The 14,307-nt window shown below is 67.2% G+C and carries 14 protein-coding genes and 1 pseudogene; 8 read left to right on the top strand and 7 right to left on the bottom strand.

Going from position 1 to position 14,307, the window contains the following annotated elements:
* Positions 1 to 34: 34 nt before the first annotated feature.
* Both BTE28158_RS24125 and BTE28158_RS24120 read right to left on the bottom strand, forming a co-directional pair.
* Positions 35 to 1,351 carry an ATP-binding protein gene (locus BTE28158_RS24125; protein ID WP_174920138.1) on the bottom strand — a complete coding sequence of 439 codons (1,317 nt, stop codon included), beginning with the start codon at positions 1,349 to 1,351 and terminating at the stop codon, positions 35 to 37.
* Entirely contained in the window at positions 1,335 to 2,060 is a 726-nt protein-coding gene (locus BTE28158_RS24120; RefSeq protein WP_059603692.1) for a response regulator, read from the bottom strand. Before BTE28158_RS24120 ends, BTE28158_RS24125 begins: the two co-directional genes overlap by 17 nt.
* 224 nt (positions 2,061 to 2,284) lie before the next feature.
* Between BTE28158_RS24120 and BTE28158_RS24115 the strand changes: the two genes are divergently transcribed.
* On the top strand, positions 2,285 to 2,836 hold the full coding sequence (locus BTE28158_RS24115) for a Spy/CpxP family protein refolding chaperone (protein WP_124621666.1): 552 nt from the start codon (positions 2,285 to 2,287) through the stop codon (positions 2,834 to 2,836).
* A 70-nt stretch (positions 2,837 to 2,906) separates the two neighbouring features.
* Here BTE28158_RS24115 and BTE28158_RS24110 read toward each other — a convergent pair whose 3' ends face one another.
* The gene (locus BTE28158_RS24110; protein WP_151051068.1) at positions 2,907 to 3,605 is read right to left on the bottom strand and encodes a pirin family protein; all 699 of its coding nucleotides are present in this window, start codon (positions 3,603 to 3,605) and stop codon (positions 2,907 to 2,909) included.
* Between the two features lie 369 nt (positions 3,606 to 3,974).
* On the opposite strand from BTE28158_RS24110, the gene BTE28158_RS24105 reads away from it, so the two are divergent.
* The 4 genes from BTE28158_RS24105 to BTE28158_RS24090 all read left to right on the top strand — a co-directional run bounded on the left by BTE28158_RS24105 (position 3,975) and on the right by BTE28158_RS24090 (position 7,177).
* On the top strand, positions 3,975 to 4,751 hold the full coding sequence (locus BTE28158_RS24105) for an ABC transporter substrate-binding protein (RefSeq protein ID WP_059603989.1): 777 nt from the start codon (positions 3,975 to 3,977) through the stop codon (positions 4,749 to 4,751).
* 228 nt (positions 4,752 to 4,979) lie between these two features.
* Positions 4,980 to 5,669, top strand: coding sequence for an ABC transporter permease (locus BTE28158_RS24100; RefSeq protein WP_059603702.1), 690 nt, complete (start codon positions 4,980 to 4,982; stop codon positions 5,667 to 5,669).
* Complete coding sequence (locus BTE28158_RS24095; protein WP_124621664.1) at positions 5,666 to 6,379, top strand: ABC transporter permease; 714 nt, start codon at positions 5,666 to 5,668, stop codon at positions 6,377 to 6,379. Before BTE28158_RS24100 ends, BTE28158_RS24095 begins: the two co-directional genes overlap by 4 nt.
* A gap of 18 nt (positions 6,380 to 6,397) precedes the next feature.
* Positions 6,398 to 7,177, top strand: coding sequence for an ABC transporter ATP-binding protein (locus BTE28158_RS24090; RefSeq protein WP_151051054.1), 780 nt, complete (start codon positions 6,398 to 6,400; stop codon positions 7,175 to 7,177).
* Between the two features lie 56 nt (positions 7,178 to 7,233).
* Here the strand turns inward: BTE28158_RS24090 and BTE28158_RS24085 are convergent, their stop codons facing one another.
* Entirely contained in the window at positions 7,234 to 7,731 is a 498-nt protein-coding gene (locus BTE28158_RS24085) for a GNAT family N-acetyltransferase (RefSeq protein ID WP_059603708.1), read from the bottom strand.
* Between the two features lie 136 nt (positions 7,732 to 7,867).
* On the opposite strand from BTE28158_RS24085, the gene BTE28158_RS24080 reads away from it, so the two are divergent.
* Together BTE28158_RS24080 and BTE28158_RS24075 are read left to right on the top strand one after the other, a co-directional pair.
* Positions 7,868 to 8,794 carry a LysR family transcriptional regulator gene (locus BTE28158_RS24080; RefSeq protein WP_151051057.1) on the top strand — a complete coding sequence of 309 codons (927 nt, stop codon included), beginning with the start codon at positions 7,868 to 7,870 and terminating at the stop codon, positions 8,792 to 8,794.
* A 574-nt stretch (positions 8,795 to 9,368) separates the two neighbouring features.
* A complete protein-coding gene (locus BTE28158_RS24075; RefSeq protein WP_059603994.1) occupies positions 9,369 to 10,448 on the top strand; it encodes a porin in 1,080 nt (359 codons plus the stop codon).
* A gap of 141 nt (positions 10,449 to 10,589) precedes the next feature.
* Here BTE28158_RS24075 and BTE28158_RS24070 read toward each other — a convergent pair whose 3' ends face one another.
* Together BTE28158_RS24070 and BTE28158_RS24065 are read right to left on the bottom strand one after the other, a co-directional pair.
* Positions 10,590 to 10,928, bottom strand: a complete 339-nt coding sequence (locus BTE28158_RS24070) for a P-II family nitrogen regulator (protein WP_006398637.1) — start codon at positions 10,926 to 10,928, stop codon at positions 10,590 to 10,592.
* An 83-nt stretch (positions 10,929 to 11,011) separates the two neighbouring features.
* Positions 11,012 to 12,733 carry an NAD+ synthase gene (locus BTE28158_RS24065; RefSeq protein WP_151051059.1) on the bottom strand — a complete coding sequence of 574 codons (1,722 nt, stop codon included), beginning with the start codon at positions 12,731 to 12,733 and terminating at the stop codon, positions 11,012 to 11,014.
* A gap of 109 nt (positions 12,734 to 12,842) precedes the next feature.
* Between BTE28158_RS24065 and BTE28158_RS24060 the strand changes: the two genes are divergently transcribed.
* Positions 12,843 to 14,024 (top strand): GNAT family N-acetyltransferase, encoded by a 1,182-nt coding sequence (locus BTE28158_RS24060; RefSeq protein WP_151051061.1) that lies wholly within the window; start codon positions 12,843 to 12,845, stop codon positions 14,022 to 14,024.
* Between the two features lie 39 nt (positions 14,025 to 14,063).
* Here the strand turns inward: BTE28158_RS24060 and BTE28158_RS32985 are convergent.
* A pseudogene (locus BTE28158_RS32985) lies at positions 14,064 to 14,268 on the bottom strand (fibronectin type III-like domain-contianing protein); the annotation flags it as partial.
* Positions 14,269 to 14,307 lie beyond the last annotated feature (39 nt).

The raw sequence follows: 14,307 nt of genomic DNA, 5'->3' as shown, positions 1-14,307 counted from the left end.
GCGGCGCCTGCCCGGCAGGCGCCGCATCCGCCGCTTATGCGGCCTGGGCGTGCAGTTCGTCCTTCGGCACCGCGTCGAACGGGAACGTCATCGCCACGCGCAGGCCGCCCTCGGGACGATTGCCGATCTCGCACGCCCCGCCCAGCCTCAGCACCAACCGCTCGACGATCGCGAGCCCGAGCCCGCTGTGGCCGTTGCCGCCGCGCGCCGGGTCGAGCCGCACGAACGGCCGCGTCGCGGCCGCGAGGTCGCGCGGCGCGATCCCGCCGCCGCTGTCGCTGACCGACAGCACGTAACCCGTCGGCGTACGCGCCGTCTCGACGAGCACGGGTGGCGCGCCGTACGCATGCGCATTGTCCAGCAGGTTCGAGAGGATCCGGTCGAGCGTCGCGGTCGGCAGGCAGAAACCTTCGTCGGCGGCCAGATGCGTCTGGACCGCCGGCGCGTTCGGTGCGACCGCGCGATAGCTGCGCGCGATCCGCTCGCAGGTCTGGTCGACCGGCACGGGCTCGCTGCGGTCCGCCCCGCCGTGCGCGAACACGAGGAACTGGTCGACGATGTGCGACATCGAGTCGACATCGCGCACCACACCGTCGCGCAGCCGCGCGTCGTCCATCATTTCCGCGCGCAGGCGCATCCGCGCGAGCGGCGTGCGCAGGTCGTGCGCGACGCCGGCCAGCATCACCGCGCGATCGCTCTCGGCCTGCGACACCTGTTCCACCATCTGGTTGAAGCCGTGTGTGAGCTGGCGCAGCTCACGCGGGCCGCGCTCGCGCAGCGGCGGCACCGGCTGGCCGCGGCCGAAGCGCGCGACCGCGCGCGCCAGCGAGCGCAGCGGCTGCTGCAGTTGCCAGGCCGCGAACAGCGCGGCGATCACGCCTGCCGAGAAGATCGTGCCGAGCCACAGCAGCATCCGGTCGAGCGAGCGCGGCGGGCGCAGCGGCTGCACCGGCACCACGATCCAGTTGCGATCGGTCGGTTCCTTGACCCACAGCACCGGCGGATGGCCCGGCGCGCCGATCTCGACCCGGGTGCCGGCCGGCATGCGCTCGCTCACGTCGTCGCGGAAACGCTTGAGCGGCGCCGGCAGGTTCGAGCCTGCGCTCGTCGGCACGTCGGGACTGTCCGGCGACACCAGCCGCACCCGTGACGGCAGCGGCTGGTCGGGCGTGCGCTCGACGTGCTGGCGCACGGCGTCGACGAGGAAGGCGGCCTCCTCGACCGCGTAACGCGTCTGCATCTGGCTGCGCTCGAGGCGCATCGCGAAGAACCACGCGAAGTGCGACAGGAGCAGCACGCCGACGACCAGCAGCGCCAGCCGTCCGAACAGTGAATCAATGGGTTTGCGCATGGGCCTCGCCGTCGGGCACGAACACGTAGCCGCGCCCGCGGACCGTCTGGATGAAGCGCGGCGTCGACGGATCCGTTTCCAGGATGCGGCGCAGGCGCCACACCTGGACGTCGATGCCGCGGTCGGTGCCGTCGTACTCGGGCCCGTGCAGCAGCTCGAGCAACCGCTCGCGCGTGAGCGTGCGCAGCGAGTGGTTCACGAAGATCTTCAGCAGCGCGAATTCGCTGCTCGACAGCGTCGCCGGCTTGCCGTCGACCGACAGCGTGCGCCCCTGGAAGTCGAGCACGAAGCGGCCGAACGCGAACGGCTCGCGCTGCTCGGGTGCCGCCGCCGACGGCGTCGCCCGGCGGCGGCGCAGCACGGCCTGGACGCGCGCGAGCAGCTCGCGCGGGTTGAACGGCTTGCCGAGGTAGTCGTCCGCGCCGAGTTCGAGCCCGACGATGCGGTCGACGTCGTCCGCGCGCGCCGTCAGCATGATCACGGGGATGTCGTCGCCGGCCGCGCGCAGCTGGCGCAGCGCGGTCAGGCCGTCCACGCCGGGCATCATCAGGTCCAGCACGATCAGGTCGGGCCGCTCGCGCTCGAGACGCTTCTCGAGCGTCGCCGCGTCGTGCAGCACGGACACTTCCATCCCCTGGCGCACGAGATAGTCGCGCAGCAGGTCACGGAGTTCTTGGTCGTCGTCGACGATGAGGATCTGGGTAGTCATGGCTCGAAGTTTACCGCGCGAGCGCGGAGTCGAAGAACGGTTCAAAGGAACGAAAGGGTTACTGCGGGTTACGACGCAAGGGAACTGTAATGCACCGTAACCCGGCAGCCACCCCACGTAACATCCGCCGGGGCACGCGCCGCTAACCTGCGTCTTACCGGATGCGGCATTCGCGTCACCCGCGCACCGCATCGCCGGACCCTTTGGATACAGGAGTTTCTGAAATGTATAAGAACACTTCCCGCGTGGCCATTGCGGCCGCCACTGTGCTCGCTCTCGCATTCGGCACCGCGCATGCCGCGCAGCCCACCGACATGCCGCCGCCGGGCGGCCCCGGCATGCACCAGATGCACGGCGGCCATGACGGCGGCCCGTTCGGCGTGATCATGAAGCTGCACGATCAGCTGAAGCTCAACGCATCGCAGGAGCAGCAATGGCAGACGGCCGTCAACACGATGAAGCAGAACCATGAGGCGATGCGCAAGAGCCACGAGCAGATGCGCGAGCAATTCAAGGCGCAGCAGAATCAGCCGATCCTCGACCTGAACGCGATGCACGCCGCCCGCCAGCAGGCCGAGCAGCAGAATGCGCAGCTGCGCGAGCAGAGTTCGGCCGCCTGGCTCGCGTTCTACAACGGACTGAACGACCAGCAGAAAACGACGGTCAGCACCGCGCTGAAGCAGCAATTCGCGCGGATGGAGCAGCGTCACGAGACGATGAAGGAACGCTGGCAGCAGCACCGCGCGGCAAAGGCCGCGTCGGCGCCGGCGCAGTAAGCCGGCGGGCCGCCTCCCCGGGCGGCATCGCGGGGGACGCGGGTACTCGGCCCGCGTCCCCTGTTTCGTTTCAGGCGACGTCGAACAGCAGCACCTCGGCCGCCCGGCCGCGTGCGAACGCGATCGCGTCCACCCCGGCGATCCGCGCGCCGTCGCCCGCGGCCAGCGCGTGGCCGTTGACTTCCACGTCGCCGCGCGCGACGTGCACATAAGTACCGCGTCCGGCCGGCACGCCGATTGCCACCTCCTCGTCGCCGTCAAGCAGCCCCACGAAGATCCGCGCATCCGCACCGATCGACAGCGCGCCGTCGTCGCCGTCCGCAGACGCGACGAGCCGCAGGCGGCCGCGCTTCTCGTCGTCGGCGAAACGCCGTTGAGCGTAACCGGGCCGCCCGCCGCGCTCGGCCGGCTGCAGCCAGATCTGCAGCAGATGCAGCACCCGGTCGCGCGACGCATTGGTTTCACTGTGCATGAGCCCCGTGCCGGCGCTCATCCGCTGGATGCCGCCGGCCCGCACGATGGCGCCGTTGCCAAGGCTGTCGCGATGCGCGAGCGCGCCGTCCAATACGTAGGTGACGATTTCTAGGTCGCGGCGCGGCTGCATCCCGAAGCCGCGCGTCGGCGCGATCCGGTCCTCGCTCAGCACGCGCAGCGCGCCGAACGGCGGATGCGCGGCCTCGGCGTGGCCGACAAGCGGAAAGCTGTGACTCGACTCGAGCCAGCCTTGGCGCGTGTGGCAGCGGTCGGCGGCGCGGCGGATCTGGAACATGGGGCGGGCACTCCGGCAGGGCAGACATTCTTTCTTCGGGTTTACCTGCACTGTAGGGGCGCGCCAAGCGCGCCACAATCCGCCGTCCGCGCACCGCATCGTTGCACTCACGAAACCAATCGACGCAATGCTCGTTGCGAATACCACGATTGCCGCAACGAGCAGATCGAAGAATCCATCGGTCACGCCGGATTGCCGTTTTCCGGGTATCGCGTTCGGGTAAAATACCGCCCTTTTGGCGTTCGCCCGTCCGGCGAGCGCCGTTGCCAGCGCGCCGAAACACGAATTTTGGCCGTCTAGAATACGCCGCGGCGCCCGGCCCGACCGGCCGCGAGCGCCCTCCCGGAAGTGAGCGACAAAAGGATGGAAATGAAGAAGGCCGCCCTGTGCGCCGCCCTCGCCCTCGTGGCGGGCAGCGCCTTCGCGAAAGAGTGGAAGACCGTGCGGATCGGTGTCGACGCCAGCTACCCGCCGTTCGAGTCGACCGCGCCGAGCGGCGAGATCGTCGGTTTCGACGTCGATCTCACCAAGGAAATCTGCAAGCGCATCAACGTGAAGTGCGTGTGGGTCGCGCAAGATCTCGACGGGATCATCCCCGCGCTGAAGGCGAAGAAGTACGACGTCATCGTGTCGTCGCTGACCGTCACGGACAAGCGTCGCGAGCAGATTGACTTCTCCGACAAGGTGTACGACGCACCCGCGCGGATGATCGCGAAGGCCGGCTCGCCGCTGCTGCCGACGGTCGCGTCGCTCAAGGGCAAGCACGTCGGCGTCGAGCAAGGTTCGACGCAGGAATCCTACGCGAAGGCGTACTGGGAACCGCAAGGCGTGACGATCATTCCTTACCAGAACCAGGACCAGGTCTATGCCGACCTCGGCTCGGGCCGCCTCGACGCGACGCTGCAGGATGAACTGCAGGCCGACTACGGCTTCCTGCGCACGCCGCGCGGCAAGGGCTTCGCGTTCGCCGGTCCGGAAGTGAAGGATCCGAAGACGATCGGCGACGGCACCGCGATCGGCCTGCGCAAGGAAGACACGGACCTGAAGCTCAAGATCAACAAGGCGCTGGCCGACATGCACAAGGACGGCACGTACGACCGACTGTCGCGCAAGTATTTCTCGTTCAGCGTCTACTCGGCTCGCTGAGCGCCGACAATGACGGGAAGCGGATGCGGGGGCGCCCCGCGTCCGGCAGTACAGGCAGTCAACCACGCGCCGCCCGCGCCTCGCCCGCCGCTCCCCGCGACGGGCCGGCCCGGCACCGTTGCCGGGGGCGGACGGACATGATACGCACGGGGCGTTCCGCGCAGCTTGGCGGGCGCGTCTTTCGCGGCGCACCGCGTGCGCCGTCCGGGACCACACCAGGGACCACATATGTTTCTACAAGGCTACGGCCCGCTGATCCTCGCAGGCACCTGGCAAACCGTCAAACTGGCGGTGCTTTCGCTCGCGCTCTCGTTCCTGCTGGGCCTGCTCGGCGCGGGCGCGAAGCTGTCGCGCAACCGCTTCACGCACGGCGCCGGCACCGTCTACACCACGCTGATCCGCGGCGTGCCCGACCTCGTGCTGATGCTGCTGCTGTTCTACAGCCTGCAGATCTGGCTGAACATGGCGACCGATGCACTCGGCTGGGACCAGATCGACATCGACCCGTTCCTCGCCGGCGTGCTCGTGCTCGGCTTCATCTACGGCGCGTACTTCACCGAGACCTTCCGCGGCGCGTTCCTGTCGGTGCCGCGCGGCCAGCTCGAGGCCGGCAGCGCATACGGAATGACGAACTGGCAGGTGTTCACGCGGATCATGTTCCCGCAGATGATGCGCTTCGCGCTGCCAGGCATCGGCAACAACTGGCAGGTGCTCGTGAAGTCGACCGCACTGGTGTCGATCATCGGCCTCGCGGACGTCGTGAAGGCGTCACAGGACGCCGGCAAGGGCACGCTGCGGTTCTTCTTCTTCACGCTGATCGCGGGAGCGGTCTACCTCGCCATCACGACGATCTCGAACTTCGTGCTGATGTGGCTCGAAAAGCGCTACTCGACCGGTGTCCGCAAGGCTGACCTATGATCGAACTCATCCAAGAATACTGGCGCAACTACCTCTACACCGACGGCTTCCGGATCACCGGCGTCGCAATCACGCTGTGGCTGCTGGTCGTGTCGATCGGACTCGGCTTCTGCCTGTCGGTGCCGCTCGCGGTAGCCCGCGTGTCGAAAAGGAAGTGGCTGTCGAGCGCCGTGTGGCTCTACACGTACGTGTTCCGCGGCACACCGCTGTACGTGCAATTGCTGCTCTGCTACACCGGCCTCTACAGCCTGCAGGTCGTGCGCGGCACGCCGCTACTCGATGCGTTCTTCCGCGACGGGATGCACTGCACGCTGCTCGCGTTCACGCTGAACACCTGCGCGTACACCACCGAGATTTTCGCGGGCGCGATCAAGGCGACGTCATACGGCGAGATCGAAGCCGCGCGCGCATACGGGATGACGCCGTTCACGATGTATCGCCGCGTGATCCTGCCATCGGCGCTGCGCCGCGCGCTGCCGCTGTACAGCAACGAAGTGATCCTGATGCTGCACGCGACCACCGTCGCGTTCACCGCGACCGTGCCGGATATCCTGAAGATCGCGCGCGACGTGAACTCGGCGACCTACATGTCGTTCCACGCATTCGGGATCGCCGCCCTGCTCTATCTCGTGATCTCGTTCACGCTCGTGTGGCTGTTCCGCCAGGCCGAGCGTCGCTGGCTCGCGTATCTGCGCCCGCAAGGCAAGTAAGTTTTCGCAGGACTATTGATGAATTCCCAGACTCAGAAGCTTTTCGTCGACGATCTGCACAAGCGGTACGGCGACAACGAGGTGCTCAAGGGCGTGTCGCTGAAAGCGAACTCGGGCGACGTGATCAGCGTGATCGGCTCGTCCGGTTCCGGCAAGAGCACGATGCTGCGCTGTATCAACTTCCTCGAGCAGCCGAACGCGGGCCGCATCATCGTCGACGGCGAGGAAGTGCGCACCACGCCGGACAAGACGGGCGCGCTGCGCGCGGCCGATTCGAAGCAGCTGCAGCGCGTGCGCACCAAGCTGTCGATGGTGTTCCAGCATTTCAATCTCTGGTCGCACATGAACGTGATCGAGAACGTGATGGAAGCGCCCGTCAACGTGCTCGGCATCCCGAAGAAGGAAGCCGAAGAGCGTGCGCGCGAGTATCTCGAAAAGGTCGGCCTCGCGCCGCGCGTCGAGAAGCAGTATCCGTCGCACCTGTCGGGCGGGCAGCAGCAGCGTGTCGCGATCGCGCGCGCGCTGGCGATGCATCCGGACGTCATGCTGTTCGACGAGCCCACGTCGGCGCTCGACCCGGAACTGGTCGGTGAAGTGCTGAAGGTGATGCAGAAGCTGGCCGAGGAAGGCCGCACGATGATCGTCGTCACGCACGAGATGGGTTTCGCGCGCAACGTGTCGAATCACGTGATGTTCCTGCACCAGGGGCGCGTCGAGGAAGAAGGCGTGCCGTCCGAGGTGTTCGCCAACCCGAAGAGCGAACGCCTGCGCGGGTTCCTGTCGGGTAGTCTCAAGTAACGCGCGCGACACGCGAACGGGCGCCCGCGGTTCGCCGCGCGGCGCCCGTTTTGCGTTTACGCGGCGCTCACCGGTTCGCTGTCGGCGAATGCGCGCAGTTCATCGCCCGCGAGCCGGTAACGCACCCATTCGCTCTGCGGCGCGGCGCCGACGCTCTCGTAGAAACGGATCGCCGGCTCGTTCCAGTCGAGCACGCTCCATTCGAAGCGCCCGCATCCGGTGTCCACGGCGATGCGCGCGAGCGCCTTCAGCAGCCGCAGCCCGGCACCCGCGCCGCGAAAGCGCGGCGACACGTACAGATCCTCGAGATAGAGCCCCTGCCGGGCGAGCCACGTCGAATACGAGAAGAAATACACGGCGAAGCCGGCCGGCTCGCCGTCGACCTCGCAGATCAGCGCGCGCGCGGGCGACCCTTCGCCGAACAGGCTGCGCTCGAGCGACGCGGGCGTCGCGACCACTTCATGCTCCGCCTTCTCGTAGATGGCCAGCTCGGTGATGAAACGCAGGATTTGCGGCACGTCGGCGACGGTGGCGGAACGAATGTCGATTTGCACGGTGGGGAGCCCTCCTTCGGCCCGGATTGAAAACGGAATGCGGCACCCGCGCAAGCGCGCCTGGCGTCGGACAGATCGACATGCTACGTTCACGGCTCAACTGCAGGAAGTGCAGTTTCTTCATCCTGACATGAACATGATGCATCCCGACCTGCGCCGTCTCGACCTGAACCTGCTGCTCGCGTTCGACGCGCTGTACCGCCACCGGTCGGTCGCCGCGGCCGCGCACGAGCTGGCGATGAGCCCGTCCGCGCTGAGCCACGCGCTCGCCCGGCTGCGCGACGCGATCGGCGATGCGCTGTTTGTGCGGCTCGGCAACGAGATGCAGCCGACCGTGCGCGCCGACGACATCGCCACCTGGGCCGGCGATGCGCTCGACACGATGTCGAGGGGGCTCGCCCGCGCACGCCGCTTCGATCCCGCGCAAAGTGACCATACGTTCGTGTTCGCCGCGAGCGACTACACGGCATTCGCCGTGCTGCCGGCGTTGCTCGCGCGCATCGAGCAGGTCGCGCCGCGGCTGCGGATCCGCGTCGTCCACTCCGACCGCAAGATTTCGATCGACGAACTCGCGGCCGGCCGGATCGACTTCGCGCTCGGCTATCACGAGGAGTCGGCCGCAGACGCGCCGGGTATCGAGGATTTCGACTGGTTCTCGGACGACTACATCGTGATCGCGAGCGCCACGCATCCCGACATCCACCGGCGCCTGACGCTCGACCAGTACCTCGCGGCACGCCACGTGGTCGTCACGCCGTGGAACGAGTCGCGCGGCGTCATCGACTACGTGCTCGACCGCCTCGGCCTCGCACGGCAGGTCGCCGTGCAGTTGCCGAGCGTGCTGGCCGCACCGTTCGTGATCGCGGAATCGGCACTCCTGATGACGGTGCCGAACCGTGCCGCGCAGGCGCTGCGCCACGCGGCGCCGATCCGCATCTTCCCCGCGCCGTTCGAGATCCCGCGCTACACGGTGAAGGTCTACTCGCACGCGAAGCACGCGCGCAGCGACGCGCACCGATGGCTTCACGCGCAATTGCTCGCCGCACGGCCCGAGCAAGGTTGAGTCGGAAACGCTTGTACGACGGGCGCTGCCACCCTGCCGCCCGACCGTTTCCGGCATCACGCCGGCCGCAGCAGGCCGCCGCCTACTTATTACGAAATACTTACCAATTTTGTCGCTTCCGTGCTTACGCTCGCGCTCCGGCAACGTCAATAGTGGCAATCCTTGACCCATCGCCGCGGAATCCATGTCTGCCTTGCCGGACAAGGGTTTTCCGGTAATCGACCGGCTCCGCGATGCCCGCCGCGCACCGTGTTGCATGGCAAATTGGCGACACGTGTTAGTCAAACAACGATTTCCGTCGCCACAAAATTGTATTTTTGCTAAATTAGTAACCAAAGTAGCAAAACGAAGTTCGTGAAATGTAGTTTAGCTTCACGACACAACAAGGAGACCCCGCAAGCCGACCCGGCCGCGCGGGACCGCTCAACGGTTTTCCGTCCGCTTGCCCGCGTGCCGCGCTTACCGGCCCTGCACGAGGTCTCCCTGGTTATCCCGCTTTTCGCTTTTGCCCGGCGCTCGCTGCTCCGGGCATCTCGTGCAGTCTGGGTTGACTTTTTGACAGGGTATGGAGGAGATGATGAAGAAAGCTTTGGTCGCGGCCGCGCTGATGGCTGCTGGGGTGGTTACGGCGCACGCGCAGAGCAGCGTCACGCTGTATGGCCGTCTGGATGCCGGCATCGAGTACTTGAACGGCCTGCAGAATGGCCACCAAGTGCGCGCGGAAAGCGGCGACTGGGGCACGAGCCTGTGGGGCTTGAAGGGCAGCGAGGACATCGGCGGCGGCAATAAGGTCCTGTTCCACCTCGAAGGCGCGTTCAACACGATGACGGGCGGCTTCAGCGGCTCGATCTGGGATCGTTTCGCGACCGTCGGCATTTCGAACGACCGCTACGGTACGCTGCTGCTGGGTCGCGAACTCGCGATCGCCAACGGCGTGTGGGACTTCGATCCGCTGGGCCAGTCGAGCTGGTCGTCGGCATCGCTCGTGCGCGGCCGCAACTGGAACAAGACCAGCAACAACGTGTCGTACCAGTCGCCGCAGTTCTACGGCTTCGACTTCTACGGCCAGTTCGCGTTCTCGAACTCGACCAGCTTCAACGGCAACACGACGGCCGGCCAGCCGGGTCGTGCAGCCGGCGCGCAGGTTACCTACACGAACTCGCTGTTCCAGTTGCGCGGCATCTACGACGAAACGCGCGACAGCAACGGCCGCTTCTCGGACGTGTTCAACTACTCGCGTGAATACTTTGCGGGCGTGAACGTGTTCCTCGGCCAGTTCAAGGTGCAGGCGGCCTACCAGTCGTCGCACGCGGACGGCAGCGGCGGCCCGGCCGTCAACAACGGCATCACCGGCACCCAGCAGGTCTGGGGTGGCGTGACGTGGCAGGCAACGCCGGCGGCAGCGCTGATCGCGGCCGTGTACCACGTGAACGCCAACCACGGCGGCGGCAACGCGAACATCTACACGGTCGGCGGCTCGTACAACATTTCGAAGCGCACGCTGTTCGACGTGCAGGTCGCGACGGTGCGCAACAGCTCGACGGCCAACTTCGGCCTGAACGCGAACGGCGCCGGCACGGCCGTCTCGACGGGCAACCCGCATCCGGGCGGCAGCCAGACCGGCGTCTACGCCGGCATCCAGCACCTGTTCTGATCAGGCGCCGTCCAGAGAACGATTCGACAACACTTTCCACGCTGCTGCGAGAGGCGCGTATCGGTGCGGTACCCACCCGGGTATCCGCACCGTTTTTTATTGGCGAGCCGGGATCGAGCGATCCACGGCCCGAAGCGGCGCTCAGACCGCCGCTTCGTTCTCTTCGCCGGTGCGGATGCGGATCACGCGCTCGACGTCCGACACGAAGATCTTGCCGTCGCCGATCTTGCCCGTGCGCGCCGCGCCGATCACCGCATCGATCACCTGGTCGACCTGCGCTTCCGCGACGACCACCTCGATCTTCATCTTCGGCAGGAAGTCGACCACGTATTCGGCGCCGCGATACAGCTCGGTGTGCCCTTTCTGGCGGCCAAAGCCCTTCACTTCCGTCACGGTCAGGCCGGTGAGGCCCACTTCGGCGAGCGCTTCGCGGACTTCGTCCAGCTTGAACGGCTTGATGATGGCGGTGATGCGTTTCATGATGGTTGTCCCTCAATGCTCGTTTGGATGCAAAATCGCGATCCCGATTGTAAGCCGGCCGGCCGCGTACGGCCCAGCACGGCTCAGTCGAGACGTTCGGTAAAGCGTGACGTGATCGGATAGCGCCAGTCGCGCCCGAATGCGCGATGCGTGACGCGAATACCGATCGGCGCCTGGCGGCGCTTGTATTCGTTGATCTTGATGAGTCGCGTCACGCGCGCGACGTCGGCCTCCGCATAGCCGGCCGCGACGATCTCCGCGAGCGGCCGGTCCTCCTCCATGTACATCCGCATGATCGCGTCGAGCACGTCGTACGGCGGCAGGCTGTCCTGGTCCGTCTGGTTCTCGCGCAGCTCGGCCGACGGCGCGCGCGTCAGGATCCGCTCGGGAATCACGTCGCGCAGTTCGTACTCTGTCGTTGCGTTGCGATAGCGGCACAGCCGGTAGACCAGCGTTTTCGCGATGTCCTTGATCACCGCGAAGCCGCCGGCCATGTCGCCGTACAGCGTGCAGTAGCCGACCGCCATCTCGCTCTTGTTGCCGGTCGTCAACACGATCGAGCCGAACTTGTTCGACAGCGCCATCAGCAGCGTGCCGCGGATGCGCGCCTGGATGTTCTCTTCCGTCGCGTCCTCCGCGCGGCCCGCGAATTCGCCCGCGAGCGCCGCACGGAACGCGTCGAACATCGGAGCGATCGCGATCTCGTCGTAACGCACGCCGACGCGCCGCGCCATCTCCGCCGCGTCGGTGGTCGAGATGTCGGCCGTGTAGCGCGACGGCATCATCACCGCGCGCACGCGCTCCGGCCCAAGCGCGTCGCAGGCGACCGCGAGCACCAGCGCCGAATCGACGCCGCCCGACAGCCCGATCAGCACACCGGGAAAACCATTCTTGCCGATGTAGTCGCGCACGCCGGTCACGAGCGCGCGATAGACCTGCGCGTCGACCGGCAGCTCGGGCGCGATCGCGCCGGGCAGCGGGCGCGGCCCGTCGAATTCGACGATCGCGTGCCCTTCGTCGAACTGCGGCATCTTCGCGACGAGCGCGCCCTGCGCGTCGAGCACGAACGAGCCGCCGTCGAACACGAGCTCGTCCTGGCCGCCGACGAGGTTCACGTACACCATCGGCAGCCCGGTTTCGCGGATCCGCGCGCGCAGGATGTCGATGCGCAGCGCTTCCTTGTTCATGTGGTACGGGGAACCGTTCGGGATCAGCAGCACCTGCGCGCCCGCAGCCTTCGCGATCTGTGCGGCCGACGCATGCCAGGCGTCCTCGCAGATGATCACGCCGTATCTGACGCCGTTGAGCTCGAACACGAGCGGCTCGGTGTCCGTCGCGAAGTAGCGCTTCTCGTCGAACACGTCTGCGTTCGGCAGATCCTGCTTGCGGTACGTACCGACGATCTCGCCGCCGACGATCAGCGACACCGCGTTGTAGGTGTCGGTCGGCGGCACGCCGCGCTCGATCGGGCGGTTTGCATTACCATCGACGGCTGGCGCGTGCGGATCGCCGCCCGACGCATCGCCGCCTGCGCTCCGCAACGGATGGCCGACCAGCACCGCGAGCCCGTCGAACGCGCGCAGCGCATCGGCGAGCGTGTCGAGCGCGGCGGCCGCCGCCGTGTAGAACGCGGGCCGCAGCAGCAGGTCTTCCGGCGGGTAGCCGGACAGCGCGAGTTCGGGCGCGATCATCAGGTGCGCACCATCGTTGTGCGCGGCGCGGGCGGCAGCGACGATCCGCGCGACGTTGCCGGCGAAATCGCCGACGGTGACGTTGATCTGGGCGAGAGCGAGTCGGGTCTTCATGACGGGATTGGCGCAGCCCGGTGGCGCGCCCTGAACGGCTGACGAAATCGTCCCGGACGCGGGCCACGGCGGCACGCATCCGGCGGCATCCAACAGTACGGATTCACGCTTGAAACACGAACGCATCGATTATCGCACGGGCATCCTGTCGTCCCCCGCGGAGGTGCCGGCCGACGAATGGAACGCGCTGCTCGAGCGCGACGCGCAGCCGACGCCGTTCCTGCGCCACGAATTCCTCGACGCGCTGCACGTCGCGCGCTGCGCGGTCGACGACACCGGCTGGTCGCCGCACTTCGTCACGTTGACCGACGCGCGCACGGGCCGGCTCGCGGCCGCCGCCCCCGTCTACGCGAAACAGCATTCGTACGGAGAATACGTGTTCGACTGGGCGTGGGCCGACGCGTACCAGCGCAACAACCTGCCCTATTACCCGAAGCTGCTGTGCGCGGTGCCGTTCACGCCCGTGCAGGGCACGCGCCTGCTCGCCGCCGACGACGACGCACGCCGCCGGCTCGCGGCCACGCTGCTGGCGTTCGCCGAGCAGAGCGACGTGTCGTCGCTGCACGTGCTGTTCCCGACCGGCGACGAAGCGCGGCTGCTCGAATCGATGGGGATGATGCTGCGCGAAGGCGTGCAGTTCCACTGGCTCAACGACGGCTATCGCGACTTCGACGACTTCCTCGGCACGCTCGAGCAGAAGAAGCGCAAGAACATCCGCGCGGAACGGCGCAAGGTGCGCGATGCCGGTGTCACGTTCCGGCGGCTCGCCGGCGAGCAGATCACCGACGCCGACTGGCGCTTCTTCACGCGCTGCTACCGGCAGACCTACCGCGAGCACTATTCGAGCCCGTACCTGAACCTCGACTTCTTCCGCGCGATCGGCGCGACGATGCCGGAGAACCTGCTGCTCGTGATCGCCGAGGCCGACGGCAAGCCGATCGCGAGCTCGCTCGCCGTGTACCGGCGCGGCGCGAACGGCATCGGCGGCACGCTGTACGGCCGCTACTGGGGCGCGCTCGAACACGTGCCCTGCCTGCATTTCGAAACTGCCTACTACCAGTTGCTCGAGTTCTGCATCGAGGCCGGGCTCGACACGTTCGAGGGCGGTGCGCAGGGCGAGCACAAGCTCGCGCGCGGCTTCCTGCCGACCGTCACGCATTCCGCGCACTGGCTCGCGCATCCGGCGTTCTCCGATGCGGTCGCGCGCTTTCTCGAACGCGAGACCGAGCATATCCACGCGTACGTCGACGAGCTGCGCGAACACGATCCGTTTCGGCGGGGCGCCGGGTAGCATCGGCACACCGGCACAGCGACCATCTGCCCGTCCTCTTCAGTGCGCGACGTGCGTCACCGTCTGCGACACCGCCCGCGGGTCGCGCGACGACGCGGCCGCCGACAGCCCGTAAGCCTGCACCGATCCGCCACGCGTGCGCATTCGCATCCCGGACCGCGAAGCGCTGCGCCGGCACCGCGATGCTGACGGTGCGCGCCTCGCCCGGCTGCAGCGCAATCTTCATCCAGCCGACGAGCCGCTTGCGCGACGGTCACGGCGATCGGTGGCGTTGACGTACGCC

This window comes from Burkholderia diffusa, assembly GCF_902499115.1.
Taxonomy (GTDB): Bacteria; Pseudomonadota; Gammaproteobacteria; order Burkholderiales; family Burkholderiaceae; genus Burkholderia; species Burkholderia diffusa.
The sequence above is the reverse complement of the archived record's forward strand: the minus strand, read 5'-3'. Positions and strand labels throughout refer to the sequence as shown.

Excerpts from the sequence above, each read along its gene's own strand:
- BTE28158_RS24100 (WP_059603702.1), top strand. The coding sequence starts at position 4,980 with ATGTTTCTACAAGGCTACGGCCCGCTGATCCTCGCAGGCACCTGGCAA.
- BTE28158_RS24105 (WP_059603989.1), top strand. The coding sequence starts at position 3,975 with ATGAAGAAGGCCGCCCTGTGCGCCGCCCTCGCCCTCGTGGCGGGCAGC.
- BTE28158_RS24070 (WP_006398637.1), bottom strand. The coding sequence starts at position 10,928 with ATGAAACGCATCACCGCCATCATCAAGCCGTTCAAGCTGGACGAAGTC.
- BTE28158_RS24090 (WP_151051054.1), top strand. The coding sequence starts at position 6,398 with ATGAATTCCCAGACTCAGAAGCTTTTCGTCGACGATCTGCACAAGCGG.
- BTE28158_RS24075 (WP_059603994.1), top strand. The coding sequence starts at position 9,369 with ATGATGAAGAAAGCTTTGGTCGCGGCCGCGCTGATGGCTGCTGGGGTG.
- BTE28158_RS24125 (WP_174920138.1), bottom strand. The coding sequence starts at position 1,351 with ATGCGCAAACCCATTGATTCACTGTTCGGACGGCTGGCGCTGCTGGTC.
- BTE28158_RS24095 (WP_124621664.1), top strand. The coding sequence starts at position 5,666 with ATGATCGAACTCATCCAAGAATACTGGCGCAACTACCTCTACACCGAC.
- BTE28158_RS24115 (WP_124621666.1), top strand. The coding sequence starts at position 2,285 with ATGTATAAGAACACTTCCCGCGTGGCCATTGCGGCCGCCACTGTGCTC.
- BTE28158_RS24065 (WP_151051059.1), bottom strand. The coding sequence starts at position 12,733 with ATGAAGACCCGACTCGCTCTCGCCCAGATCAACGTCACCGTCGGCGAT.
- BTE28158_RS24110 (WP_151051068.1), bottom strand. The coding sequence starts at position 3,605 with ATGTTCCAGATCCGCCGCGCCGCCGACCGCTGCCACACGCGCCAAGGC.
- BTE28158_RS24080 (WP_151051057.1), top strand. The coding sequence starts at position 7,868 with ATGATGCATCCCGACCTGCGCCGTCTCGACCTGAACCTGCTGCTCGCG.
- BTE28158_RS24120 (WP_059603692.1), bottom strand. The coding sequence starts at position 2,060 with ATGACTACCCAGATCCTCATCGTCGACGACGACCAAGAACTCCGTGAC.